Genomic DNA, 23,671 nt, shown 5'->3' on the forward strand with positions numbered 1-23,671 from the left:
CGATGAACGACCAGGCCCAATTGGCCGAGCACTTCGACCGATCCCGAGGGCATCTGCGAGGTGTCGCGTTCCGCATGCTGGGCAGCGCGGACGAGGCTGACGACGCGGTGCAGGAGACCTGGCTGCGCGCCTGCCGCGCCGACGCCGGCTCCGTCGACAATCTGACCGCCTGGCTGACGACGATCACCGGACGGGTCTGTCTCGACATGTTGCGCTCGCGCAGCCGCCGGCGTGAGGACTTCGCCGACCTGACCGAACTCGACATGTTGGCTCCCCACGACGAGGCCGCCGACCCGGCGGACGAGGCGGTGCTCGCCGACTCCGTCGGTCTCGCCCTGCTCGTGGTCCTCGACACGCTCGGCCCCGCCGAGCGCGCCGCCTTCGTGCTGCACGACCTGTTCGCCGTGCCGTTCGACGAGATCGCCGTGATCGTGGAACGCTCTCCGGCGGCCGCGAAGAAGCTGGCGAGCCGCGCCCGTCGCCGGGTGCACGGCACGGCTGACATGTCCTCCTCCGACCTCGCCAGGCAGCGTGCGGTGGTGGACGCCTTCCTGGCCGCCTCCAGGGCGGGCGACCTCGACGCCCTGCTGGCGGTGCTGGCTCCCGGCGTCGTCCGCCGGGCGGATTACGCGGCCCTGCGCGGGCAGGCCAAGGTGCCGGCGGAGGTGCAGGGCGCGCGCGCCGTCGCCGAGGAGACGCGCACCAACATCCGCAGGGCCCGCTTCGCCTGGCCCGCTCTCGTCAACGGTGCCGTGGGGGCGGTGATCGCCCCGCGCGGACGTCTGCTGCTCGTCCTCGAGATCGGCATCGCCGGCGATCGCATCACGTCCATCGAGGTCATCGGCGATCCCGCGCGGCTGAAAGGGATCCGGCTCGGCCTCGCCAACGTCCCGTCGCCGGCGGTGGCCACGTCGTCCGGGCCACGCCAACTGTCCGTGCAGGGCGCGTGAGAACCGAAGGCCGCCGGGAGGCGTCGTGATCGTGAATCCGCGGCTGGCCGTGCTCTACGTCAGCGACCAGGGCAGGACCCCGGAGTTCCTCACCGGGACGCTCGGCTTCGAGCTCGCGGCCGACGTCCCGCAGGAGGAGGGGCGGCGATGGGTGGAGGTGCGCCCGCCGGGCGCGCAGGCCTGCGTGGCGCTCGCCACCGTCGAGCCCGAGATCCTGGAGGCGCTCCACGCCCGTGTGGGGCGGATGACCCACAGCTGGTTCGACTGCGACGATCTCGACGCCACCCGCCTGGACCTGCGAGCACGGGGAGTGGAGATCGTCGAGGCGCCGCAGGTCACCCCTTGGCGGGCGGGGAGCCGGTGGGCGCAGATCCGCGGCCACGACGGCAACCTGTACGGGCTGACGGAGCGGGGCGACTGAGCCTCGGGCGGCACCGGGCGCGAGTGGTCAACTGTGCGTTTTCCTCAGATGCACACCCCGCCCGCTTCCTCGGTGCCGTCGGCCCACTTGACGTGGGACACCTCGCAGCGCACCTGCGCCTTGGCCCTGGCGTCGATTCCGCGCACCCCCTCCTCGGTGAGCCCGGTCACCGAGGCGATGTCGGCGTACGCGAGCCCGAACCCGTGGTGCAGCATGAACACCGTCCGCTCGTCCTGGTCCAGCATGCCGAGGACGGTCGAGAGGGCCGCGGAGACCGACTCGGCCATCTTCAGATCGGGCTCGCCGCGCAAGGGCTCCGGCAGCCAGGGACCGAGGTGCTCCTCACCGTTGGCCTGGGCGGCCCGCAGGCGCGTGAGCGCCAGCACGGAGACCAGCCCGATGAGCGCGTCCGGGGAACCCGCCGAGCGGTCACCCTGACCGGCCAGCCAGCGGGCCCGGGTCTCCTCGACCACGCGCGCGGCCTCCCCGGCGTCACCGAGCATGCTGCGACCCACCTCGTGGAGCAGCGCGGCGTGTTCCTCGAACGCTTGGGACGCGCAGCGCCCTTCGGCCAGCCAATCCGGATTGCGCTCCATAGACCCTCCTCGTAGTCGCGGCCCGGCGTCCGGACCAAGCCCCACCGGTCCGCGTGACCGGCCCTCACCGCTCGCCGGAAACACCTACAGGAACGGCGCCGACGCGCCCTGTGCCCCACGATTCAACGGTTTGTTCCTGGCCCGCAATTTACACCCCGGGAATCGTTGCGCCCAGATTCATTTTGCTCTCTTTCGCCGCGATCCCGACGGGACACCGCCTCTCGTCTTTTCCATTGAGACGAACGCGGCCTCCGAAATGTGACACAGGAGCGGCCGGTGAATTCTCGATGCAATCCAGATGTCACGTTCCGGCCCCCGGAGAACGTCTTTCTTTTGGCGGCCCGATTCGGCGGAACCCCCTCCGCTTCCCACTGTCGCCGCCTCTCCCAGTCCGCACATCGAGGTGAGCATCTATGGTCTTCGTTCCGGACGCCTCCTACACCGATCCCAGCGCGTGGCGGATCGCCATGGACGCCAGCGAGGGAACGCTGTCGATGACGACGTCGAAGGGGCCGCGGCTCCTGCACGAACTCCCCTGTTTTCACGGCTCCTTCTATTTGAGCCCTGTCGGGCTCCTGGCGGGGTTCACGCTGCAGCTGCCGCTGCCGGTGCACCCGGCGCGGCTGCGGAAGGATGAGGCGCCTGTGCTCTTCTGGGAGTCCGTCGACCTGGAGGCCGACGACACCCCGAACCAGGTTCTGGGGAACGCCCGGCTGCGGCTGGGCAGGCGGGAGGTCTCCGCGGGCGTGTCCGGCCTGTGCACGGAGGTCCCGGTCGGTCATTCCGGCCGGCCCTATCTGAAGATCGTGCTGGAGACCGTGTTCCCCTCGGTGAGCCTGCGCTGGCCGGTCGAGGCATGGCAGCGGCTACGGCCGGTGACGCTCAAGCTGTTCACCGAGATCCGTCCCGCCGACCCGCAGGAAGCGCAGTACCCGGTGCCGGAGCGGTGGGATCGGTGATCCGGGTCCGGGTCGGGCCGGCCCGGATCACGACGGTGCGGGCCCGGAGGAACGCCTCCAGGCCCGCCCGCACGAGAGCGGTCAGCGCGTCAGCGCGCGATTCTGTCCCTCCGGAAGTGCGGCCTGCCCGTCCTCGTCGTGCGGATGACCGTTGACCGGCGGAACCTTCTCCCCTCCGTACGCCCTGGACATCCGCAGGCGCAGCCTGCCGAGCGGTCCGCGCAACCCCTTCGGGGGCACGGTCTCGTCGTACGACAGCACCGGCACCGGTTCCTTGCCGCGCAGGTGTGCCTCGATGTCCTTCGCCGGCCGCGAGTGGACTTCGACGTACCCACCGTTCGGCAGCCGCTTGATCACCCCCGACTCCACGCCGTGCGCGAGCACCGCGGCGTCGGAGCGCTGCAGGCCCAGGCAGACGCGGTAGGTGATCGCGTAGGCCAGGGCGGGCCCGACGAACACGAGGATCCGTCCGGCCCAGGTGGTCGTGTAGAGGCTGATGCGGAAGTTCGCCGAGATGATGTCATTGCCGCCGAACAGCCAGAGCACGCCGTAGAAGGCGATGACCGCCATGCCGATCGAGGTGCGATGCGGGTTGTTGCGCGGCCGGTCCGCGAGGTGGTGCTCGCGGTGGTCACCGGTGAGCCAGCGTTCCAGGAACGGGTAGAGCGCCATTCCGACGACGATGAAGCCCAAAGGCACCAGCGCGGGAATGACCACGCTGAGCGGGATCGTGCCCGCCTGTGAGGTGCCGAAGAGGTTGACCTCCCAGGCAGGCATGATGCGCAGCGCCCCTTCGAGGAAGGCCAGGTAGAAGTCGGGCTGCGAGCCGGCGGAGACGTCGGCGGGCGAGTACGGCCCGTACAGCCAGACGGGGTTGATCTGCGCGAACGTGCCGAGACCGGCGATCACGGCGAACGTGAACAGGAAGAACGCTCCCGACTTCGCCATGAAGGCCGGGTAGAAGGGCGCGCCGACCACGTTGCGGTTGGTCCGGCCCTTGCCCGGGAACTGGGTGTGCTTCTGCACCCACATGAGGATCAGGTGCGCGGTGACCAGTGCCAGGATCAGGCCGGGCAGGAGCAGGATGTGGATCGAGTAGAAGCGGGAGATGACGTCACCGCCCGGGTACTCGCCTCCGAACAGGAAGAAGTTGAGGTAGGTGCCGACCACGGGCAGCCCGATGACCACGCCCTGGGTGACCCGGAGGCCGGCGCCGGACAGCAGGTCGTCGGGCAGGGAGTAGCCGGTCAGGCCCTCGAACAGCGCGATGGAGAGGATCACCACGCCGATGAGCCAGTTGAGCTCGCGCGGCTTGCGGTAGGCGCCGGTGAAGAAGACCCGCAGCGCGTGCGCCATCATTCCGCCGATGAAGACCAGGGCGGCCCAGTGGTGTATCTGCCGGATGAGCAGGCCGCCGCGGACCTCGAAACTGATCTTCAGCGAGGACGCGTACGCCTCGGACATCGTTACGCCCTTGAGGGGGGCGTACGTGCCGTTGTAGACGATCTCCCCCATGCTCGGCTTGAACCAGAACGTCAGGAAGGTGCCCGTCAGCAGCAGGATGACGAACGAGTACAGCGCGATCTCGCCGAGGAGAAAGGACCAGTGGTCGGGGAAGATCTTGCGGATGTTGCGCCTGACGAAGCTGCCCGCGCCCAGGCGGTCGTCCAGAAATGTGGCCGGCCCGGCGATGCGCTCGGGCACGGTTCTCAGTTCACTCAAGAGTGGTCTCCGTTCTCCCTGGCCCGCGCCTCCGCGTCGCCGCGCTCCCAGTAGCTGGGACCGACCGGGGCGGGGAAGTCGCCCAGCGCGATGAGATAGCCCTGGTCGTCGACGCCGATCGGCAGCTGCGGCAGCGGCCGGGCGGCGGGACCGAAGACGACCCTGGCTCCGTCCGCGGCGTCGAAGGTGGACTGGTGGCACGGGCACAGGATGTGGTGGGTGGTCTGCTCGTACAGCGCCGCGGGACAGCCCACATGTGTGCAGATCTTGGAGTAGGCGACGATGCCGTCGTGCGTCCAGTTCCGATTCGTGCCGGACTTGATCTCCTCCGGACGGAACTTGACGAGGATCACCGTCGCCTTGGCCAGGACGTCCAGGTCGTGTTCGTATCCCTGCGGGACGACCGACAGGATGCCGCCGGGCGAGTTGAAGTCGGCGGCGCGGATGGGCTGGCCGGTGCCCTCGACGACGAGCCGAAGCGGTGTGCCGTCCCTGGTCTTCTCACCCCAGACCGTGTGTCCGAGCCGCCGGTGGAGCTGCGCGGCGGGCACGCCGCTGGTGTCGAGGTCGCGCAGCAGCACCAGCGGGGCCAGGCCCAGTGGCGCCGCCGCGAGCAGCAGCGTGCGACGCAACAGCCGGCGCTTGACGATGCCGCTCTCCCCGGCGCCTTGCACGAACGTGGCGGCGACCTCGGCCCGCACCTCCTCGGGTGAGGCCATCGGGTGGCGCTGCTGGACCAGCTCGTACTTCGGCATTATCTGGCGCACCCAGATCACGATTCCCGCGGCCAGCGCCAGCAGCGCCAGTGTCAGCGTGCCGCCGAGCGCGACGTGCGAGGCGCCCGTCGCGCTCAGGCCGCCGACCTGGAACCGGACGTAGGCCAGGAGGAAGGCCACGAGGGCGGCGAACGCGAGCGTGAAGCACAGCGCCGCGATCCGCTCCGCCCTGCGCGCCTTCCGTTCCTCCTGCGGAACGACGCCGGGGACCGCGGGAACGCCGTGCTCCTCATCGCCGGCGTCCGGCACCGCGGACGCGACGGTGTCGGAAAAGGGGGTGTCCGATAAGGGGGTGCCGATGACGCGCGCGGGTGTCCGCCGCTCCGGCTGCCCGGTCTCGTGCTCGTTGTTTGTCATGACGAAAGTCGCTTCTCTCGCGGCCTGTCAGCCTGCGGCACGGATATGCCTGTTCCTCCCGGGTCGCCGACCCGCGACGCCCCCGAGCTTGTCCTGGTTGGCGATGATCCAGATCCGCGTGACGAGGTCGGCGGCGCGATCGACGTCGACCACGATGACGGCGATCGGCTCGCCCCCGGCGGTGATGAGTGCCGCGGGCCCGCCGTTGACGTCCACGATGAATCCGCTCCCGATGTCGTCGGTCTCCGCCACCGCGGCGCCGCGGGACGCAGCACCCGGCGCAGGCCGCATACGAGCAGGCGGCCGACCTTCGCCGCGCCCTCGACCCGTCGATGGACAAGGTCACCTCCGGGGCGACGCGGTCCCACCGCAGCCACGCCTCCCTGGACGATGTCCTCGGCGTCGCTCACGCTGCCCAGCACCCGGTACGCCACCCCGAACAGCAGATCCCGGCTGCTCTCGAAACTGGCGACTGGTGTGGGCTGCCCATCGGTCACCGCGGGCATCTGGCCTCCTTGTCTCCGCCTCCCCTATAGAGACGCGCCGAAGGCTCGAGACGTGACACGGGGGCGCCGGGCGCGAGGCCGCCAGAGATACGGATACGCAGGGAATCTCCACACATCGCCTGTTTCGTTACGCTCGCCACTCTTGACCGACCAACATAGGCAGGTATAAACACATACGAAACAACATCGAAACGGCGGTGAACCAACACGATGTACGCCGAGGAGCGGCAGCAGGAGATCCTGCGGGCGGCACGGGACGCCGGCCGGGTCGACGTGGTGACGCTGGCGGAACGGTTCGGCGTCACGACGGAGACGATCCGCCGCGACCTGACCGCCCTGGAGCGCGCCGGTGTCCTGCGGCGCGTGCACGGTGGAGCCATCCCGGTCGAGCGCCTGGGGTTCGAGCCCGCCCTCGCCGCGAGGGACGAGGTGATGACGGCCGAGAAGGAGCGCATCGCCAAGGCCGCCCTGGCCGAACTTCCCGAGGACGGCGCCGTGGTCATCGACGCGGGCTCCACGACGAGCCGGCTGGTGCAGGCGCTGCCACCGGACCGCGAGCTCACCGTGGTCGTGAACTCTCCGCCGCTGGCCACGGCGCTGGCGACCCGCCCCAACCTGACCGTGCTCATGCTGGGCGGCCGGGTGCGCGGCCGGACGCTGGCGACGGTGGAGGACTGGGCCATCCAGCAGTTGTCGCAGCTCAACGTCGATGTGGCCTTCATGGCCACCAACGGCTGCTCGGTGGCCAAGGGCCTGACCACCCCCGACCCCGCCGAGGCGGCGATCAAGCGGGCGATGATCGCCTGCGCCGACCGCGCCGTGCTGCTGGCCGACCACACGAAGTTCTCCGGCACCTATCTGGCGCGCTTCGCCACGCTCGGCGAGATCGACGTCGTGATCACCGACACCGGGCTCGACCCCGACCATGCCGCCGCGCTGGCCGCGGCGGGACCGGAGGTGGTCCGGGCATGATCCTCACCCTGACTCTCAATCCCAGCCTCGACCGCACGATCGAGGTCGGCGCGCTCACCCGCGGCGCCGTCATCCGGGCGGCCGCCACCCACCTCGACCCCGGAGGCAAGGGCGTCAACGTGTCGCGGGCCCTGCTGGCCAACGACGTCCGGTCGTGCGCGGTCATCCCGTACGGCGGCGACGAGGGGCGCCGGCTCCTCGACCTGCTGTCGGCGGAGGGCCTCGACATGATCCCCGTGCCGGTCACGGGCCCGACCAGGTCCAACGTCGCGATCGCCGAGCCGGACGGCACGGTCACCAAGGTGAACGAGCCGGGCACCGCGCTGACCCCCGCCGAGCTGGACACACTGGCGGGCGCCGTGCTCGACGCCGCCCGGTCGGCCGACTGGGTGGTCGCCTCGGGCAGCCTCCCGCCCGGCGTACCGGTCGACGTCTACGCCGGGCTGTGCCGCCGCTTCGCCGAGGCCGGCATCAACCTCGCGGTCGACACGAGCGGCCCCGCCCTCGTGTCCGCGGTGAACGCCGGACCGGCGCTGATCAAGCCCAACCGCGACGAGCTCGCCGAGGCCACCGGCACGTCGATCGCCCACGTCGGCGACGTGCTCGACGCGGTCGAAAAGCTGCGCGCCATGGGCGCGCGGTCGGTCCTGACCAGCCTCGGCGCCGACGGCGCGCTGCTGGTGGAGGACGACGAACAGGTCTGGTACGGCGAATGCGCCGTCGAGGAGCCGCGCAGCAGCGTGGGCGCGGGCGACGCCCTGCTGGCGGGTTTCCTCGCCGCCGGGGCCCACGGCGAGGCGGCTCTCGCCGAGGGCCTGGCCTGGGCCGGTGCCGCCGTGGGGCTGCCCGGCAGCCGGATGCCCCGCCCGGCCGACATCGACCGCACACACGTCCGGATCGGTCCCCCCGACCCGGCCCGGCCGCTCACGCCACCCCCTCGCCCGGCGCCCGGGGGCGCGTGAGCGCGCCACACCGTCCCCGGTGACTCACCCGCTTCAGTACCTTCGCCCGCTTCGCCCGCTTCGCCCGCTTCGCCCGCTTCGCACTTCCTGATTCACTCGCTTCGCTCGCTCATGTCCGGGGGGATGGCAGCGACCCGAGAACCCCCCAGCCGGCCAGCCAGGCCGGTCGCCCCGGAAGGAGCACCTCAATGGCCACGCCCTATACCCCCACCGTCCACGGCACCGGTGTGCGGGCCACGATCCAGCGTTTCGGCGGCCACCTCGCCGGAATGATCATGCCGAACATCGGCGCCTTCATCGCCTGGGGCCTCATCACGGCCCTGTTCATCCCGACCGGATGGATACCGAACAAGACACTCGCCGAACTGGTCGGCCCGATCATCGGCACCCTCCTCCCCGTGCTCATCGGCTACACCGGCGGCCGGATGGTCCACGCCCAGCGCGGCGCGGTCGTCGGCGCCGTCGCCACGATGGGCGTGGTCGTCGGGGCGGACGTCCCGATGTTCCTCGGCGCCATGATCGTCGGCCCGCTGGCCGCGCTGATCCTCAAGCACGTCGACCGGTTCACCGCCGAACGGACCAGGGCCGGCTTCGAGATGCTGGTCGACAACTTCACCGCCGGCATCGTCGGCGCGGTCATGGCGATCGCCGGCGTCCTCGCCATCGGCCCGGTCGTGGAGAAGGTCACCGAGGTCGCGGGCGACGGCGTGTCGTGGCTCGTCTCCCACTCGCTCCTGCCGATCGCCTCGGTCATCATCGAGCCGGCCAAGGTGCTGTTCCTCAACAACGCGATCAACCACGGCGTGCTCGGGCCGCTGGGCGTCGCCGAGTCGGTCAAGCACGGCAAATCGATCCTGTTCATGCTGGAGTCCAACCCGGGCCCGGGCCTCGGCCTGCTGATCGCTTACCTGCTGTTCGGCCCGCGGTCCCTGCGTCCCAGCACCCCCGCCGCCATGATCATCCACTTCTTCGGCGGCATTCACGAAATCTATTTCCCGTACGTGCTGATGAAGCCGCGCCTGATCGTCGCGGTGATCGCTGGTGGCGCCGCGGGCGTGCTCACCTTCCTGGTCACCGGGGCGGGCCTGGTCGCGACGCCGTCGCCGGGCAGCATCTTCGCCTACATGGCGGTGACCCCGAAGGGCGGCTGGTTCGGGCCGATCGCCGGGATCGTCGTCGCGACGGCCGTCTCCTTCGCCGTGGCCGCCGCGCTGCTGGGCTTCGGCCGCGCCAACGGCGACCAGCCGGACGAGCCGGCGCAGGACGCCACCCCCACCGGCACGAACGACACCGACATCGACACCGACACCCACAAGCACGAGACAACCGGCGAGACGGCGGCCGAGAGCGTGCCCGCCACCAAGGAGGCGTGATCCATGTCCGGCATCGAGGGCAAGGACGTCCGCAAACTCATCGTGGCCTGCGACGCGGGCATGGGCAGCAGCGTCATGCTCGCGAGCACGCTGCGTAAGCAGCTCAAGGGCACCGCGGTCACCGTGGAGCACACCCCGGTCAACTCGATCCCCGGCGACGCCGACGTGATCGTCTGCCACACCGGGCTGGCCGACCGCGCCAGGGCGAGCGCCCCCGGCGTCGTGCTCGTGCCGTTCCAGGTCTTCATCGGCGACCCCGCCGTGGCGCGGGTCGTCGCCGCCATCAAGAACGGAGGCACGATCGATGGCTGACCGGGCCGGCACGGCCCCGCTCCCCCTCGATCCCCGCGCCGTACGGACCACCGCGACCGCCGCGGACGTCGAGGACGCCATCCGGCAGTGCGGAGCGGTCCTTCAGGAGATCGGCGCGGTGGACGGGACCTACGCCGAGGCCATGCTCGAACGCGAACGGTCGATCTCCACGTACGTCGGAGAGGGCGTCGCCATCCCGCACGGCACGCTGACGTCGAAGGAGGCGGTCCGCCACGACGCGATCTGCGTGCTGCGCTTCCCCGAGGGCGTCGACTGGCACGGTGAGCGCGTGACGGTGTGCGTCGGCATCGCGGCGCGCGGCGACGGCCACATGCGGCTGCTGTCGCGACTCGCCCAGATCCTGCTCGACCCGGACCGCGCCGCGGCCCTGCGTGCCGCCGCCGACGTCGACGAGGTCATCCACCTGCTGCAACCGGACGGAGAGGAAGACTCCGAGTGAAAGTCGCCCGTTTCCACGCTCCCGGGGACATCCGCCTGGAGGAGGTGCCCGAGCCCGTCGCCCGCCCCGGCGAGGTGAAGATCCGTGTGCGCAACTGCTCGACGTGCGGCACGGACGTGAAGATCTACCGGTTCGGGCACCACCACATCAGGCCGCCCAGGGTGATGGGCCACGAGATCGCCGGGGAGATCGTGGAGGTCGGCGAGGGCGTCACCGGTTGGAGTCCGGGCGACCGCGTGCAGGTGATCGCCGCGATTCCGTGCGGCGAGTGCGAGGAGTGCCGCCGGGGTCACCTCACGGTCTGCCCCGACCAGGAGTCGATGGGCTACCACTACGACGGCGGCTTCGCGCAGCACATGGTCGTGCCGGCCAAGGTGCTCGCCGTGGACGGGCTCAACCGGATTCCCGACGGGGTCGGGTTCGCCGAGGCGTCCCTCGCCGAGCCGCTCGCCTGCGTGCTCAACGGGCAGGAGCTGGCCCGCGTCGGCGAGGGCGACGACGTGGTCGTCGTCGGCTCGGGCCCGATCGGCTGCCTGCACGTGCGGCTGGCCCGCTCGCGCGGCGCGGCCCGGGTCTTCCTCGCCGACCTCAACGCCGAGCGCCTCGCCCTGGCCGCCGACCTCGTACGGCCCGACGCGGCGATCTGCTCGGGCGAGACCGACCTCGTGGACGAGGTGCTCAAGCTGACCGGCGGCCGGGGCGCCGATGTGGTGATCACGGCGGCGGCCTCCGGGGCGGCCCAGCAGCAGGCGTTGCAGATGGCCGCACGGCAGGGCCGGATCAGCTTCTTCGGCGGGCTGCCGAAGGACGACCCGATCATCGCCTGCGACTCCAATCTGGTGCACTACCGGGAGCTCACCATCGTCGGCGCCAACGGGTCGAGCCCGGCCCACAACGCCCGCGCCCTGCGGCTCATCGCCGAAGGAGCGGTGCCGGTCACCGACCTGATCACCCATCGCCTCGGCCTCGACGAGGTCATGGACGCCATCGACGTCGTCGCCCGCGGCGCCGCCATCAAGGTCACCATCGAGCCCTGACCTCGGCCCGTGCGATCGGCTCTGCCATCGGCCCCGAAGCCGAGCCCTTGATCCAGCCCTGTGATCCAGCCCTGAGAGGAACGCGATGCCGGAAAGGACAGTGGTGGTCGCCTCGCGCTCCGGCCTGCACGCCCGCCCCGCGAAGATCTTCGTGGAGGCGGCCGCGCGACAGCCGGCGCCCGTGCGCATCCGCGTGGGCGGCGGGAAGGCCGTCCTCGCGAACAGCATGCTGGGCGTGCTCACCCTCGGAGCCGGGCACGGTACCGAGGTGACCCTGGAGGCCGAAGGACCGGGAGCGGAGGAGGCCCTCGCCGCCCTCGCCGACCTGCTGTCCCGCGACCTCGACGCCGAGGACGCCGAGTAGGCCGAGTAGGCCGAGTAGGCCGGAGCCGCCGGGGCCGCGTGGCCGGTGCCGAGGGTGCCGGCCGCCGGCCGGGCACGTCACCGGGCGCGTCCTCCGCACTCCCGCACTCCCGCACTCCCGCGCCGAACTGAACGCCCGAACTGGACACGAAGGCATCCCTGGCTCGCGCCCCCGAGCGTTCGGCGAACCACCGTCGGATGAACACCGGCCCGCCCGTCCCGGACGGTGGGCGGGTGTCCGGTCAAGGGGCGACGGCGCGGGCGACACACTCGCGCAGGAGGGCCCGGCGGCGGTCGTGGTCGGTGGCGGGCTCGTCCGCGGTGGCGGCGTAGAAGCCGCTGGCCGGGGACCAGGCACAGGCCATGGCGATGACCAGGGCGATCAGATCGAGGGGGTCGCCCTGGCGGAGCCGCCCGGCGGCCTGGGCGGCGGCGATGGCGGCGAATTTCGGTTCGTCGTCGGTCGCGTCGGCGAGGCGTCCTGCCGGACGTCGTTCCAGCCGCAGCCAGGCCATGAGGCGGACCAGTTCGGGATGGCGCAGGTTCTCGTCGTACATCCCCACCGCCCAGCCGGGCAGGTCCTCGGCGTCGAAGGCGACGGCGCTCATGAGCCGGTCGGCGTGGTCGGCGATCACCGCGTCGAACAAGCCGTCCTTACTGCCGAAGTAGCCGTACACCTGGGCTTTGTTGGTGCGCGCGGTGGCGGTGATGCGGTCGATCCTGGCGCCGGCGATGCCCCGCTGCGCGAACTCCTCGGCGGCAGCGTCCAGAATCCGGCGCCTGGTCGCGGCACCCTTCGGTGTGGTCGGCAGCTCGGGCATGACCTCAGCCTAACAGACAGACTAGTCGGTTTGCTTCGTGGTCGAGCCTGACCTACGCTGAAAACAGACCGAATAGTCTGTTTGGAGGACTCGTGCGTACCACCACCGGCTGGATGAGCACTGAGGGCACCACCGCGCTGCGGCGCGTCCGCATCGAGCGCCGCGACCTGCGCGACGACGACCTCGCGGTCCGCGTCGACTACTGCGGCGTGTGCCACAGCGACCTGCACCGGATCGGCGGCCTTCTCGGCGAGAACGCTCTGGTCCCCGGCCACGAGTTCACCGGCACGGTCACCGCCGTCGGCGTCGCGGTGACCGCGTTCTCGGTGGGCGACAGGGTCGCGGTCGGGACCGTCGTCGACTCCTGCGGGATCTGCGAGATGTGCCGGATCGGACAGGAGAACTTCTGCTACGAGGGCCCCGTCACCACCTACGGCGGGACCGACCGCGTCGACGGCACCAGGACCCAGGGCGGCTACAGCCGCGAGTACGTGGTGCGCGACCAGTTCGCCTACCACCTGCCGGACGGGCTCGACCAGGCCGCCGCCGCCCCGCTGATGTGCGCCGGGATCACCGTCTGGGAGCCCCTGCGCGCGGCCGGGATCGGGCCCGGGAGCCGGGTCGCCGTGGCCGGCCTCGGCGGGCTGGGGCACCTGGGGGTGAAGCTGGCCGCCGGGCTGGGCGCCGAGGTCACCGTCCTCAGCCGCACACCCGCCAAAGCCGACGACGCCCACAAGCTCGGAGCGGTCGACACCCTGACGACCGGCGACGATCAGCAGACCCGGCGGGCGCGCGGCAGGTTCGACCTGATCCTGGACACCATCCCCGCCGCGCACGACCTGTCCCCGCTGCTGCGCATGGCGGCCCTGGACGGCACCCTCGCCCTGCTCGGCTACCCCCTGGAGCAGGCGGTGCGGATCCTCGACCTGGTTCAGGGCCGCAAGAAGCTGACCTCCTCGGGCACCGGCGGCCGCCGCCACACCGCCGAACTGCTGGACTTTTGCGCCGGCCACGCCATCACGGCCGACGTCGAGGTGCTGCCCTCGGCGCGCGTTCAGGAGGCACTCGACCGCCTCGGCCGCGGCGACGTCCGCTACCGCTTCGTGCTCGACCTGTCCGACCTCGACCAGCCCGCCGGCTCATGAACCGCGGCGGGGGCGTCACGGGTACGGGCACTGGACGCCGGCTGGTCCATCACGAAGATCGGGCCGACGGTCTCCCGTCGTCGCCCGCGACGGCGGCCGCCGCGCTCTCCTGATGGAGACTGGGGAGCGCGGGTAGGAGGAGCAGATGGCGGCTCGGGATCGGCGGACGGCGCAAACCGGCGCCGAAATCGACAAGGGACACGAGGAGACGACGTTCTTCCATCGGCAGCCCGCTCCGGCGCTGCGTCCGCTGGTCGCGTGGTACAGCGCCTACCACGAGGCCGGAGTCCCCCCGGCCTCGCATCGCGGCCTGCCGTCGCCCTATCTGACGATGATCTTCACGCTGGACGAACCGCTCGTCATCGCGGCACACCCCGACCCGCGCACGCCACCCGGGTCGTACGACACGCTCGTCGGCGGGCTGCACACCAGCCCGGCGCTGATCACGCACGACGGGCGGCAGTCGGGCGTGCAGCTCGCGCTGACGCCGCGCGGCGCGCGAGCCCTGCTCGGGCTGCCCGCCGGAGAGCTGTCCGGGCTCGACCTGGACGGCTCCGACGTGCTCGGCCGGCTGGCCGGCGAACTGCGCGAGCGCCTGCTGGAGGCGCCCGGCTGGGACGAGCGCTTCGCCGTCCTCGACGCGGTCCTGTCCCGGCACGCCCGCCCGGCGCGGGCGTACCCGTCCGAGGTGGCGCGGGCGTGGGGGCGGATGCTGGCCGCGGGCGGACAGGTCACCGTGTCCGGTCTCGCCCGCGACGTGGGCTGGAGCTCCAGGCACCTCAACGGCCGGTTCCGGGAGGAGATCGGCCTGTCCCCCAAGGAGGCGGCGCGGGTCGTGCGGTTCGACCGGGTCCGGCGCCTGCTCCAGAGGGCGGCGGCGTCCGGCCGACGGCTCACGCTGGCCGACGCGGCGGCCGAGTGCGGGTTCTGCGACCAGGCGCACCTCGCCCGCGAGTTCGGCGCCCTCGCCGGGTGCTCGCCCAGCCGCTGGCTGGCCGAGGAGGGCCGCCACGGCAGCGAGCTGTTCCGAAACGTCCAAGCCGGGGCGGCGGACGGCTCGCCAGACTCGGTGGCATGAACGACACCACACCAGCACCTCAGGTATGGCCCACGCTGCGGGCCAGGGACGCGCGCGCCCTGATCGCCTTCCTCGTCGAGGCGTTCGGCTTCGAGGAGACCGCGGTGTACGGCGAGGGCGACCGCGTCGACCACGCCCAGCTCTCCTGGCCGAACGGCGGCGGGATCATGCTGGGCAGCGCGAGGGACACCCCGGACGACAAGTGGAGCCTCACCCCCGGCTCGTTCGGCGCGTACGCGGTCACCGACGACCCGGACGCGTTGTTCGCCCGGGCGACCGCCGCGGGGGCGCGGGTCGTCAAGGAGCCGTACGACACCGACTACGGCTCCCGCGAGTTCGTCGTCCGGGACCGGGAGGACAACCTCTGGTCGTTCGGCACCTACCGCGGCGAGCCGCGGAAGAGCGACTCCACAGGGTGAGGTAGGGCGTTCCCCACCATGGTTCCGGCGGTGCGCGGGGCCGAGGTACGCCTGGTGGACGTCGGGGCGGTGGACCACGTGCACGGCGCCCTGCGATCCCTTCCCCGCGTGCTCCGGACGTTCCAGGATCTCCTCTCCTGAGGGCGCCGGGACGAATACCCCGACAAAAAGCGGAAAGGGGGGTCTAGAAGAGAACAAACAGCTCAAATGAGATCAAATAGCGAGAGGAGCCGTCCCATGACGGACGTGTCGAGCAAGGGACCGGAGGCCGGAGACGAGCGTCCGGTGCTGACCAACCGTCAAGGGCACCCGGTCTACGACAACCAGAACCAGCGGACGGTCGGCGCGCGCGGCCCGGCCACTCTCGAGAACTACCAGTTCCTGGAGAAGATGAGTCACTTCGACCGGGAGCGCATCCCGGAACGGGTGGTGCACGCGCGCGGCACGACGTCGTACGGCTTCTTCGAGGCGTACGGCATGTGGGGCGACGAGCCGATCGCCCGGTTCACGAGGGCGAAGCTGTTCCAGGAAGCCGGCAAGCGCACCGACGTGGCGGTGCGGTTCTCGACGGTGATCGGGGGGCGCGACTCGTCCGAGTGCGCCCGCGACCCACGCGGGTTCGCCGTGAAGTTCTACACCGAGGACGGCAACTGGGACCTCGTCGGAAACGACCTCGCGGTGTTCTTCATCCGCGACGCCATCAAGTTCCCCGACGTGATCCACGCGCTCAAGCCGGACCCGGTCACCTTCCGGCAGGAGCCGAACCGGATCTTCGACTTCATGTCGCAGAGCCCCGAGACGATGCACATGATCGTCAACTTGTTCAGCCCGCGCGGCATCCCGGCGGACTACCGGCACATGCAGGGCTTCGGGGTGAACACCTACAAGTGGGTCAACGAGCAGGGTGAGACCGTGCTCGTGAAGTATCACTGGATGCCCAAGCAGGGGGTCAGGAGCATGACGGCCGACGACGCCGCCCGCATCCAGGCCCACGAGCTGGGCCACGCCACGAAGGACCTGCACGACGCCATCGAGCGCGGCGACTACCCGGAGTGGGAGCTGCTCGTCCAGATGATGAGCGACGACGAGCACCCCGAACTGGACTTCGACCCGCTCGACGACACCAAGGTCTGGCCGGAGAACGACTTCCCGGCCAAGCCGGTCGGCCGGATGGTCCTGGACCGGACGGTGGACAACGTCTTCGCCGAGAACGAGCAGATCGGCTTCGGCACCGGCGTCCTCGTCGACGGGCTGGACTTCTCCGACGACAAGATGCTGGTGGGACGCACGTTCTCCTACAGCGACACCCAGCGCTACCGCGTCGGGCCGAACTACCTGCAACTGCCGGTCAACCAGGCCAGGAACGCCGACGTGCGGACCAACCAGCGCGACGGCCTCATGACCTACCAGCAGGACCAGGGCGGCGAGAACCCGCACGTCAACTACGAGCCCTCGATCGGCGGCGGGCTGCGCGAGGGGCGGTTCCCGACGCACGACGAGCAGGGCCCGGAGATCGTCGGCAGGCTCACCCGCAAGCGCATCCCGCGGACCAACGACTACAAGCAGGCGGGCCAGCGCTACCTGCTCATGGAGCAGTGGGAACGCGACGACCTCGTGGAGAACTTCGTCACCATGCTGTCGCAGTGCGACCGGCCGATCCAGGAGCGCATGGTCTGGCACTTCCTGCTGGTCGAGGACGACCTCGGGCTGCGGGTCGGCGAGGGGCTCGGCATCACGCCGGACGACGTCAAGCACCTGGAGCCGCTGGCGAGCCAGGACCTGACCGACGAGGACAGGGAGCGCCTGGCCAACCTCGGCAAGAACGGCCCGCGCGACGTCTCGGGCCTGAAGATGACGCACTGCGTCCCCAACGAGCGGGCGACCGTGCCCGCGATGTGAGGATCGCCGTGCGGATCAGGGCCCGGCCCGGATTTCCGAGCCGGGCCCTGGCACGTCCGCACCCGCGCGGGCCGCTACCCTACGGGGAGGCTGCGATGTTGAGGAGTGTGCGACTATGCGCGTTGTTGATGCTTTCCGGCAGGCGTACGGCGGCGAGCCCGCCGGGGTCTGGCACGCGCCCGGCAGGGTCAACCTGATCGGCGAGCACACCGACTACAACGACGGCTTCGTGCTGCCGTTCGCGGTGCCGTGGGGCGTCACCGCGGCCGTCAGCCCCCGCGACGACCTCACGGTCCGCATCGCCTCCCTTCAGGCCCCCGGCGAGGAGCAGGTGCTGGAGGACCTCGACCGGGCCGAGGGCTGGGCCCGCTATCCCGTCGGGGTCGTCGCGGTGATGCGCGCCGCCGGGCTTCCCGTGCGCGGAGCCGACATCGTGATCGACGGCGACGTGCCCAAGGGCGCGGGACTGTCGTCCAGCGCCGCGCTGGAGGTCTCCGTCGGGCTCGCCCTGAACGACCTGTGCGGCCTCGGCCTCGAGCCGATGGAGCTGGCCAGGCTGTGTCAGAAGGCCGAGAACGAGTTCGTCGGCATGCCGTGCGGAATCATGGACCAGGCGGCCTCCGCGCTGAGCAAGGAGGGGCACGCGCTGTTCCTCGACTGCCGCTCGCTGGCCGGCCGGGCCGTCCCGTTCGACCTGCCGGCGTACGGCCTGCGGATCCTCATCATCAACACCGGCGTCCACCACGAGCTGGCCGACGGGCAGTACGCCAAGCGGCGCCGGGACTGCGAGAACGCGGCCGAGCACCTCGGCGTCCCCTCGCTGCGGGACGTCACCGACCTCGCCGCGGCCCTGTCGAGGCTCAGCGGCGACGAGCGGGCCCGCACCCAGCACGTCGTCACCGAGAACCACCGGGTGGAGGCCGTCATCGGGCTGCTGCGGGCGGGAGCCGTACAGGAGATCGGCGCCCTGCTGAACGCCTCACACCTGTCCCTGCGCGACCAGTACCAGGTCTCCTGCCCCGAACTGGACGTGGCGGTCGAGGCCGCGGTGCGGGGCGGCGCGCGCGGGGCGCGGATGACCGGCGGCGGCTTCGGCGGCTCGGCCATCGCGCTCGTCGCCGACGACCGGGTCGATCGGGTGCGAACCACGGTCGAGCAGGCCTACGCCGAGCGCGGCTGGACCGCGCCGACGTTCCTGCCGGCCACTCCGGCCGCCGGCGCCCACCGCGTCCACTAGATGTCCGCTGAGCCCTACGTCAGGGGCGGGAAGTCCGGCGGCCGGCGTTCGAGGAAGCTCGCCACTCCCTCGGCGAAGTCCGGCCGCCGGAACGACTCCATCATCAGCCGCACGGCCTCGTCCCTGGCCTCGTCGAGCCCCTCCTGCCAGCCGCCCCACAGCTGCCGCTTGATCACGGCCATCGAGGCGGGCGAGCACTGCGTGGCCAGCTCCTTCGCGTACGCGACGGCTTCGGCGAGCAGCCGCTCCCCCGGCACCGCCCGTACGGCGAGGCCCATGGCGCACGCCTGCGCGCCGGTGAAGACCCGGCCGGACAGCAGCAGGTCCATCGCCCGCGCCTGCCCCGCCAGCCTGGGCAGGATCCAGCCCAGGCCCCACTCGGCGATGAGCCCGCGCCGGGAGAACGCGGTCGTCCATTTGGCGTCGTCGGCGGTGACGACCACGTCGCACACGAGCGCGTGGACCATTCCCAGACCGGCGCACGCGCCGTTGACCGCCGCGACGACCGGCGTCCGCAGCGTGCTCGGGAAGGTGGTGGGCCGGGAGTCCTGCTCGTCGGCGTACGTGCCCGCCTGCAGGGCCGTCAGGTCGGCGAAGTCGGCACCGGCGCAGAAACCCTTCCCCGCGCCGGTCACCACGATCGCCCGTACGGACGGGTCGCGGTCGGCCTCCTCCAGCAGGTCGAAGTAGCGCCGCCCCATCTCGGCGGTCCAGGCGTTCAGCCGTTCCGGCCGGTTGAACGTCAGGATTCGCACACCGCCGTCGTCCTCGGACAGCACCACCATCGCCACGCCCCTCCTTCACCCGAACTATGTTCTACACGGTTCTACACCACCGGCGGCCGGTGGACGTAGGCCGGCGTGAGCCGTACGTCCTCGTAGTAGCGGTGGAAGACCGGCGTCGCGGCGCCGGACAGTGGCGGCACGATCCAGGACCAGTCCGCCGGGCAGACGCGCCCGCTGCGCTCCTCCCGCTCCAGGTGGGTCAGGAAGCGCCGGGCCTCGGTGTGATGGTCGGTGATCGTGACGCCGTCCTCCGCGAAGGAGTGCAGCACGGCGACGTTGAGCTCCACCAGCGCCTGGTCACGCCAGAGCGTCCGGTCGTGGGAGGTGTCGAGGCCGAGCCGCTCGGCGACCACCGCCAGCTGGTCGTAGCGGTCCCGGTCGGCGAGGTTGCGCGCGCCGATCTCGGTGCCCATGTACCAGCCGTTGAACGGCGCGCACGGGTAGCTGACGCCGCCGATCTCCAGCGACATGTTCGAGATCGCCGGCACGGCGTGCCACTTGAGCCCCAGATCGGCGAACCACGGGAGGGCCGGGTGCCGGAGCGGCACCTCCAGGACCGCCTCGCGCGGCACCTCCCGCAGGACCAGGGCACCCTTGGCCTCCACGATCAGCGGCAGCACGTCGAACCGCGTGCCGTCCCCGCGCCAGCCCATCCGCAGGGCCCGCTCGGTGATCGACGCGTTCGCCGGGTCGCCGAGGACCGATCCGTCCTCGCGTACGTATCCGGCGTAGCGGATCAGCTGGTCGTTGAGGATCCGCGGCGCCCGCTCCCCCGGCCGGTCGGGGGCGAGCACCGTGATGGTGGGCCGGATCCTGCCCCTCCCCGTGGCCGCCCTGAGGTGCTCGACGCACTCCTCGGCCACGCCGTCCGCGGTGTCCACGTGCCGCCGGTCACGGACCTGCAGCGACCGCCAGTAGAGGCGTCCGATGCACCTGTTGCTGTTGCGCCACGCCACCCGCGCGCCGAAGGTCAGCTCGCCGGTGGTGTGCGTGTACGTCCCTGTCTGGTCGATCTCCGCGACGACCTCCCGGAGCCGCTGCTCCACCGGGCCGGCCACCGGGTTCTCCGCGTGGTGGAGCCGGATGAAGTCCTCCGCCTCCCGCCTGTCGATCTCCTCCCCGCGCTCCCGTACGGGCGCGGGGGTCTTCCTCGATTTCCGCCAAGTCAGCACGACCGCCACACACTTCGCGCTCACGGGCGTCCCGCACCGGTTCCGGGCCGGCGGCGACACCCTTCCCGCAGTGGCCCTCACCCCACTGCGCCGTCGTGGTCCGCGGCAGCCGCGACCGGTACGGCCACGGCGCTCCACATTTTCCGGGAACGCCGAAGGATTTGTCCGCCAAATCCGTACATCAGTGGGGTGAACGGTGCAGGAAAAGGCCCCAGTTCATCGCCGCCCGCCGACGAGAGGGGACACAGACAGTGATACACGGTTGTAACGAGACCCTAGACAAATCAGCAGATATCCCTTAATTCTGATATCTGCGACAAAGGGGGATCGCGTGACTGATGGTGCCGGGACGGACGAACTCGGGAAGGTACTCCAGTCCGCGCTGGAGGAGATCGCCCGCCCGGACAACTGGGTGGTCCGGACCGAGCCGTTCTGGTGCTACGTGGAACCTCCCGGATACGGCCGGCGGCCGCAGGGCTGGAAGCTGCACGTCTCCGCCACCTGCGAATCGGCGCCGCCGGTGCTGGAAAGAGCGGCGAAAGTGCTGCTCGAGCGGCGGGCCTGCTTCAAGTTCGCCAAGGGGCTCGCCCAGGTCGCCGAACTGACCTCCATGCGCCATCCGCGAGCGTCGAGCGGCAAATTCATCACCGTCTATCCGGACGACGACGAGCATTTCCGCGTACTGGCCGAGGAGTTGCACCAGGCCACCGAAGGACTGGCCGGACCGGCGATCTTTTCGGACCTGGCATATCGCCCGGGGAGCCTGGTTCATTACCGCTATGGCGGGTTCACGGACGGACTGACCGTGCTCGACATGGACGGCTCCTACGTCCCGATGCTCGTGGCCCCGGACGGCTCGTGGGTGGAGGACAGGCGCGAGGCCTACTACACCGCCCCGGCCTGGGTTCCGCCGCCGCTGCCGGCGACCCCGGCGGCGAAGCCGGACGAGCAGCGCGGCGGACCCGTTCTGATCGCCGGCCGTTTCGAGGTGGACGAGGCCGTTCGTCATTCGAGCCGCGGCGGGGTGTACCGCGCCGCCGACCGGCGGCGTGACGGGGCCAGGGTGATCCTCAAGGAGGCGAGGCCGCACATCGCGCCCGCGCGCACCCTGCTGCGCCGCGAGGCCGAGATGCTGGACCTGCTGGAGCCCCTGGGCATCACCCCGCGCACGGTCGCCCTGCTCGACTATCAGGACCACCTCTTCCTGGCGGAGGAGGAGATTCCGGGGTCTTCCCTGAAGAAATGGGTGGCGGACCGGTCACGCGACGAAAGCTCCCGCCGCCCGCCGTCGCCCGAGGTGCTCGATCTCGCCGGACGGCTCGTCGACATGGTGGCGCTCGTTCACGGCGCAGGGCTGGTGCTGCGGGACCTCAGCCCGGGCAACGTGGTCGTGACCCCCGACGGGATGCCCCGCCTCGTCGACCTGGAGTTCGCGGCGCGGCCGGGCGAGCCCGTCGTCCCCGTCATGACGCCCGGCTACACCGCGCCGGAGCAGTCCGGCGACCGCGCGCCGCACCCGGCGTGCGCGCAGACCGCCGACCTCTACAGCCTGGGCGCCTGCCTGCTGTATCTCTGCAGCGGTGTCGACCCGGTGTTCCCGTCCGAGGACGAGCCGGTTCGCACGGCGGGCGAGCGCATGGAGTTGCTGGTGCGCACCGCCGCTCACGGCAACGACGCCCTGCGGCGGCTCGCACCGCTGATCCTCGGGCTGACGGCCACGGACCCCGACGAGCGGTGGGACCTCACCCGCGCCCGCGCCTTCCTGCGGAGCGACCCCCCGGGGCCGGCCGCGTTCGATGTGATCGCGGTCCTCACCCCCGGCGAGCAGGACCTGCTCCTGCGCGACCTGCTGCATCACATCGTGCGGCAGATGGACCCGGAGGGCCGGCACCTGTGGCCTCCCGTGATACACGAGAACCGCATGGGAGATCCCTGCAGCGTCCACACGGGCGCCGGAGGCATCCTGCCCGTGTTGAACCGGGCGATCCTGGTCCTCGACGACGAACGGTGCCGGGACGCCCTGGCCGTCGCCGCCGCCCGGCTGAACGAGGAGTTGCGGAGGGAGCCACGGGTTCTCCCCGGGCTGTTCTTCGGGCGCTCAGGCGCCGCCTGGGCCCTGTACGAGACCGCCCGTACCCTCGGCGACGAAGGTCTCGCCGAGTCCGCCCTCGCTTACGCCAAGAGGATTCCCCTGCGGTGGCCCGTGCCCGATTACACGCACGGCACCGCCGGCGCCGGTGTCGCGCAACTCGCTCTCTGGCGTGCCACGGGCGATCCGGAGTTCCGCGTACGGGCGCGGTTCTGCGCCGACCGGCTCGCGGACGAGTGCGAGCACCGCGGAGACGAGGTGGTCTGGCCGATTCCCGAGGGCCTCGAGTCGAAGCTCGGGGGCCTCGTCCACTACGGCTTCGCACACGGAACCGCCGGGATCGCCACCTTCCTGCTTTCCGCGGGACATGCCCTGGACGAGCCCCGCTACATCGAGCTGGCCGTGACCTGCGGCAGGACGCTGCAGTCGAAGGCGGAGCGGCTCGGCGACATCGCCAGATGGCCGGTGGGGCCCGAGGGGGCGAACCCCACCCGGGGCGCGGAGCCGGACACGGCCTGGTGGTGCAACGGCGCCGGCGGCATCGGAGCCTTCCTCATCCGGCTGTGGCGGGCGACCGGCGAGCCCGGTTTCCGCGAGATGGCCGAGATGGCCGCGAGCGCGGTGCGCAACGAGCGCTGGGCCCTCAGCCACATCCACTGTCACGGCAACGCGGGCAACGGCGAACTGCTGCTCGACATGGCCGCGGTGCTCGGTGACGACCGCTATCTGACCTGGGCCGCCGAGCTGGCGGCGTGCATCCACAGCGGCCATGTGCGCAGGGACGGCGGGAAACTCATTCCGCCGCAGGCCACCCCCGAGCTGTCGTGCAGCTACAACATGGGCCTCGCCGGAATCGCGGGGTTCCTGCTGCGCCTGCGGTACGGCGGCCGGCGCTGGTTCATGCCCGACGACTTCTCCCTGGAAACACCCGCACGATGACCCCGCACGGCCCCGTGGAAGGAGGTGAGAAATCGATGACGACCGACGTCGCCGCTCTTCAGGAACTGGCTCCACAGGAGAGCTCCAGCGCTCAAGGACAGGTTCTGTGCTGCTGGACCTGGACCGCGCCGGGGTGCGCCGCGCAGACCCTGGTGTCGACCTGATCGATGCCCCGCGTGCCCGGGGTGGCTCTGGCCTCGGGGGGGGGGGGGGGCGCCCCCCCCCCCCGGGGTCGTGGACCCGCCGCACGATCCCCCGAAACCCCGGGTTTTTGCGCCGGATACGCCCACCCGCGGCGTTAAGATGTACAACCCCGCGAGG

At 71.2% G+C, this 23,671-nt stretch carries 24 protein-coding genes and 1 pseudogene; 17 read left to right on the plus strand and 8 right to left on the minus strand.

The window, feature by feature from the left end; genetic code table 11:
* Positions 1–2 precede the first annotated feature (2 nt).
* Complete coding sequence (locus AB0O28_RS37990) at positions 3–950, plus strand: sigma-70 family RNA polymerase sigma factor (RefSeq protein WP_363647538.1); 948 nt, start codon at positions 3–5, stop codon at positions 948–950.
* Between the two features lie 25 nt (positions 951–975).
* Positions 976–1,371, plus strand: coding sequence for a VOC family protein (locus AB0O28_RS37995; RefSeq protein WP_363647540.1), 396 nt, complete (start codon positions 976–978; stop codon positions 1,369–1,371).
* Positions 1,372–1,415: 44 nt separating this feature from the next.
* Here AB0O28_RS37995 and AB0O28_RS38000 read toward each other — a convergent pair whose 3' ends face one another.
* The gene (locus AB0O28_RS38000) at positions 1,416–1,967 is read right to left on the minus strand and encodes a sigma factor-like helix-turn-helix DNA-binding protein (protein ID WP_363647542.1); all 552 of its coding nucleotides are present in this window, start codon (positions 1,965–1,967) and stop codon (positions 1,416–1,418) included.
* Between the two features lie 413 nt (positions 1,968–2,380).
* Here AB0O28_RS38000 and AB0O28_RS38005 point away from each other — a divergent pair, with 413 nt between their 5' ends.
* Positions 2,381–2,926, plus strand: a complete 546-nt coding sequence (locus tag AB0O28_RS38005; RefSeq protein WP_363647544.1) for a hypothetical protein — start codon at positions 2,381–2,383, stop codon at positions 2,924–2,926.
* A gap of 81 nt (positions 2,927–3,007) precedes the next feature.
* Here AB0O28_RS38005 and AB0O28_RS38010 read toward each other — a convergent pair whose 3' ends face one another.
* From AB0O28_RS38010 to AB0O28_RS38025, 4 genes and pseudogenes are all read right to left on the minus strand, one after another.
* A complete protein-coding gene (locus tag AB0O28_RS38010; RefSeq protein WP_363647546.1) occupies positions 3,008–4,648 on the minus strand; it encodes a ubiquinol-cytochrome c reductase cytochrome b subunit in 1,641 nt (546 codons plus the stop codon).
* A complete protein-coding gene (locus AB0O28_RS38015; RefSeq protein ID WP_363647548.1) occupies positions 4,645–5,781 on the minus strand; it encodes a Rieske 2Fe-2S domain-containing protein in 1,137 nt (378 codons plus the stop codon). The genes AB0O28_RS38010 and AB0O28_RS38015 overlap by 4 nt, the downstream gene beginning before the upstream one ends.
* A gap of 27 nt (positions 5,782–5,808) precedes the next feature.
* Positions 5,809–6,033, minus strand: a complete 225-nt coding sequence (locus tag AB0O28_RS38020) for a hypothetical protein (RefSeq protein WP_363647584.1) — start codon at positions 6,031–6,033, stop codon at positions 5,809–5,811.
* A gap of 112 nt (positions 6,034–6,145) precedes the next feature.
* Positions 6,146–6,287: pseudogene (locus AB0O28_RS38025) on the minus strand (sigma factor); the annotation flags it as partial.
* 210 nt (positions 6,288–6,497) lie between these two features.
* Between AB0O28_RS38025 and AB0O28_RS38030 the strand changes: the two are divergent.
* The 7 genes from AB0O28_RS38030 (at position 6,498) to AB0O28_RS38060 (ending at position 11,767) form a co-directional block, all read left to right on the plus strand.
* Positions 6,498–7,259 (plus strand): DeoR/GlpR family DNA-binding transcription regulator, encoded by a 762-nt coding sequence (locus AB0O28_RS38030; RefSeq protein ID WP_363647550.1) that lies wholly within the window; start codon positions 6,498–6,500, stop codon positions 7,257–7,259.
* Positions 7,256–8,221, plus strand: a complete 966-nt coding sequence (gene pfkB, locus AB0O28_RS38035; RefSeq protein WP_363647552.1) for a 1-phosphofructokinase — start codon at positions 7,256–7,258, stop codon at positions 8,219–8,221. Before AB0O28_RS38030 ends, pfkB begins: the two co-directional genes overlap by 4 nt.
* Before the next feature lie 188 nt (positions 8,222–8,409).
* Positions 8,410–9,594: a PTS mannitol transporter subunit IICB gene (locus tag AB0O28_RS38040; protein ID WP_363647554.1), complete on the plus strand. Its 1,185-nt coding sequence runs from the start codon at positions 8,410–8,412 to the stop codon at positions 9,592–9,594.
* 3 nt (positions 9,595–9,597) lie between these two features.
* Complete coding sequence (locus AB0O28_RS38045; protein ID WP_363647556.1) at positions 9,598–9,906, plus strand: PTS lactose transporter subunit IIB; 309 nt, start codon at positions 9,598–9,600, stop codon at positions 9,904–9,906.
* On the plus strand, positions 9,899–10,366 hold the full coding sequence (locus AB0O28_RS38050; RefSeq protein ID WP_363647558.1) for a PTS sugar transporter subunit IIA: 468 nt from the start codon (positions 9,899–9,901) through the stop codon (positions 10,364–10,366). Before AB0O28_RS38045 ends, AB0O28_RS38050 begins: the two co-directional genes overlap by 8 nt.
* Positions 10,363–11,403 carry a zinc-dependent dehydrogenase gene (locus AB0O28_RS38055; RefSeq protein ID WP_363647560.1) on the plus strand — a complete coding sequence of 347 codons (1,041 nt, stop codon included), beginning with the start codon at positions 10,363–10,365 and terminating at the stop codon, positions 11,401–11,403. The genes AB0O28_RS38050 and AB0O28_RS38055 overlap by 4 nt, the downstream gene beginning before the upstream one ends.
* Positions 11,404–11,488: 85 nt before the next feature.
* The gene (locus AB0O28_RS38060) at positions 11,489–11,767 is read left to right on the plus strand and encodes an HPr family phosphocarrier protein (protein ID WP_363647562.1); all 279 of its coding nucleotides are present in this window, start codon (positions 11,489–11,491) and stop codon (positions 11,765–11,767) included.
* A 241-nt stretch (positions 11,768–12,008) separates the two neighbouring features.
* On the opposite strand, the gene AB0O28_RS38065 is transcribed toward AB0O28_RS38060, so the two are convergent.
* The gene (locus tag AB0O28_RS38065) at positions 12,009–12,587 is read right to left on the minus strand and encodes a TetR family transcriptional regulator (RefSeq protein ID WP_363647564.1); all 579 of its coding nucleotides are present in this window, start codon (positions 12,585–12,587) and stop codon (positions 12,009–12,011) included.
* A gap of 92 nt (positions 12,588–12,679) precedes the next feature.
* Between AB0O28_RS38065 and AB0O28_RS38070 the strand changes: the two genes are divergently transcribed.
* From AB0O28_RS38070 to galK, 5 genes are all read left to right on the plus strand, one after another.
* Positions 12,680–13,732, plus strand: a complete 1,053-nt coding sequence (locus AB0O28_RS38070; protein ID WP_363647566.1) for an NAD(P)-dependent alcohol dehydrogenase — start codon at positions 12,680–12,682, stop codon at positions 13,730–13,732.
* Positions 13,733–13,877: 145 nt separating this feature from the next.
* Positions 13,878–14,810 (plus strand): AraC family transcriptional regulator, encoded by a 933-nt coding sequence (locus AB0O28_RS38075; RefSeq protein ID WP_363647568.1) that lies wholly within the window; start codon positions 13,878–13,880, stop codon positions 14,808–14,810.
* A complete protein-coding gene (locus tag AB0O28_RS38080) occupies positions 14,807–15,229 on the plus strand; it encodes a VOC family protein (protein WP_363647570.1) in 423 nt (140 codons plus the stop codon). The genes AB0O28_RS38075 and AB0O28_RS38080 overlap by 4 nt, the downstream gene beginning before the upstream one ends.
* A gap of 237 nt (positions 15,230–15,466) precedes the next feature.
* The gene (locus AB0O28_RS38085) at positions 15,467–17,128 is read left to right on the plus strand and encodes a catalase (RefSeq protein WP_363647572.1); all 1,662 of its coding nucleotides are present in this window, start codon (positions 15,467–15,469) and stop codon (positions 17,126–17,128) included.
* A gap of 115 nt (positions 17,129–17,243) precedes the next feature.
* Positions 17,244–18,365: a galactokinase gene (gene galK, locus AB0O28_RS38090; RefSeq protein ID WP_363647574.1), complete on the plus strand. Its 1,122-nt coding sequence runs from the start codon at positions 17,244–17,246 to the stop codon at positions 18,363–18,365.
* A gap of 14 nt (positions 18,366–18,379) precedes the next feature.
* Here the strand turns inward: galK and AB0O28_RS38095 are convergent, their stop codons facing one another.
* On the minus strand, positions 18,380–19,150 hold the full coding sequence (locus tag AB0O28_RS38095) for an enoyl-CoA hydratase-related protein (RefSeq protein WP_363647582.1): 771 nt from the start codon (positions 19,148–19,150) through the stop codon (positions 18,380–18,382).
* A gap of 41 nt (positions 19,151–19,191) precedes the next feature.
* On the minus strand, positions 19,192–20,346 hold the full coding sequence (locus tag AB0O28_RS38100) for a nitric oxide synthase oxygenase (protein WP_363647576.1): 1,155 nt from the start codon (positions 20,344–20,346) through the stop codon (positions 19,192–19,194).
* Positions 20,347–20,653: 307 nt separating this feature from the next.
* Between AB0O28_RS38100 and lanL the strand changes: the two genes are divergently transcribed.
* Positions 20,654–23,350: a class IV lanthionine synthetase LanL gene (gene lanL, locus AB0O28_RS38105; RefSeq protein ID WP_363647578.1), complete on the plus strand. Its 2,697-nt coding sequence runs from the start codon at positions 20,654–20,656 to the stop codon at positions 23,348–23,350.
* Positions 23,351–23,385: 35 nt separating this feature from the next.
* A complete protein-coding gene (locus AB0O28_RS38110; RefSeq protein ID WP_363647580.1) occupies positions 23,386–23,514 on the plus strand; it encodes a hypothetical protein in 129 nt (42 codons plus the stop codon).
* Positions 23,515–23,671: the final 157 nt, after the last annotated feature.

Origin of the sequence: Microbispora sp. NPDC088329 (genome assembly GCF_040685655.1) — a bacterium.
Classification (GTDB): domain Bacteria; phylum Actinomycetota; class Actinomycetes; order Streptosporangiales; family Streptosporangiaceae; genus Microbispora.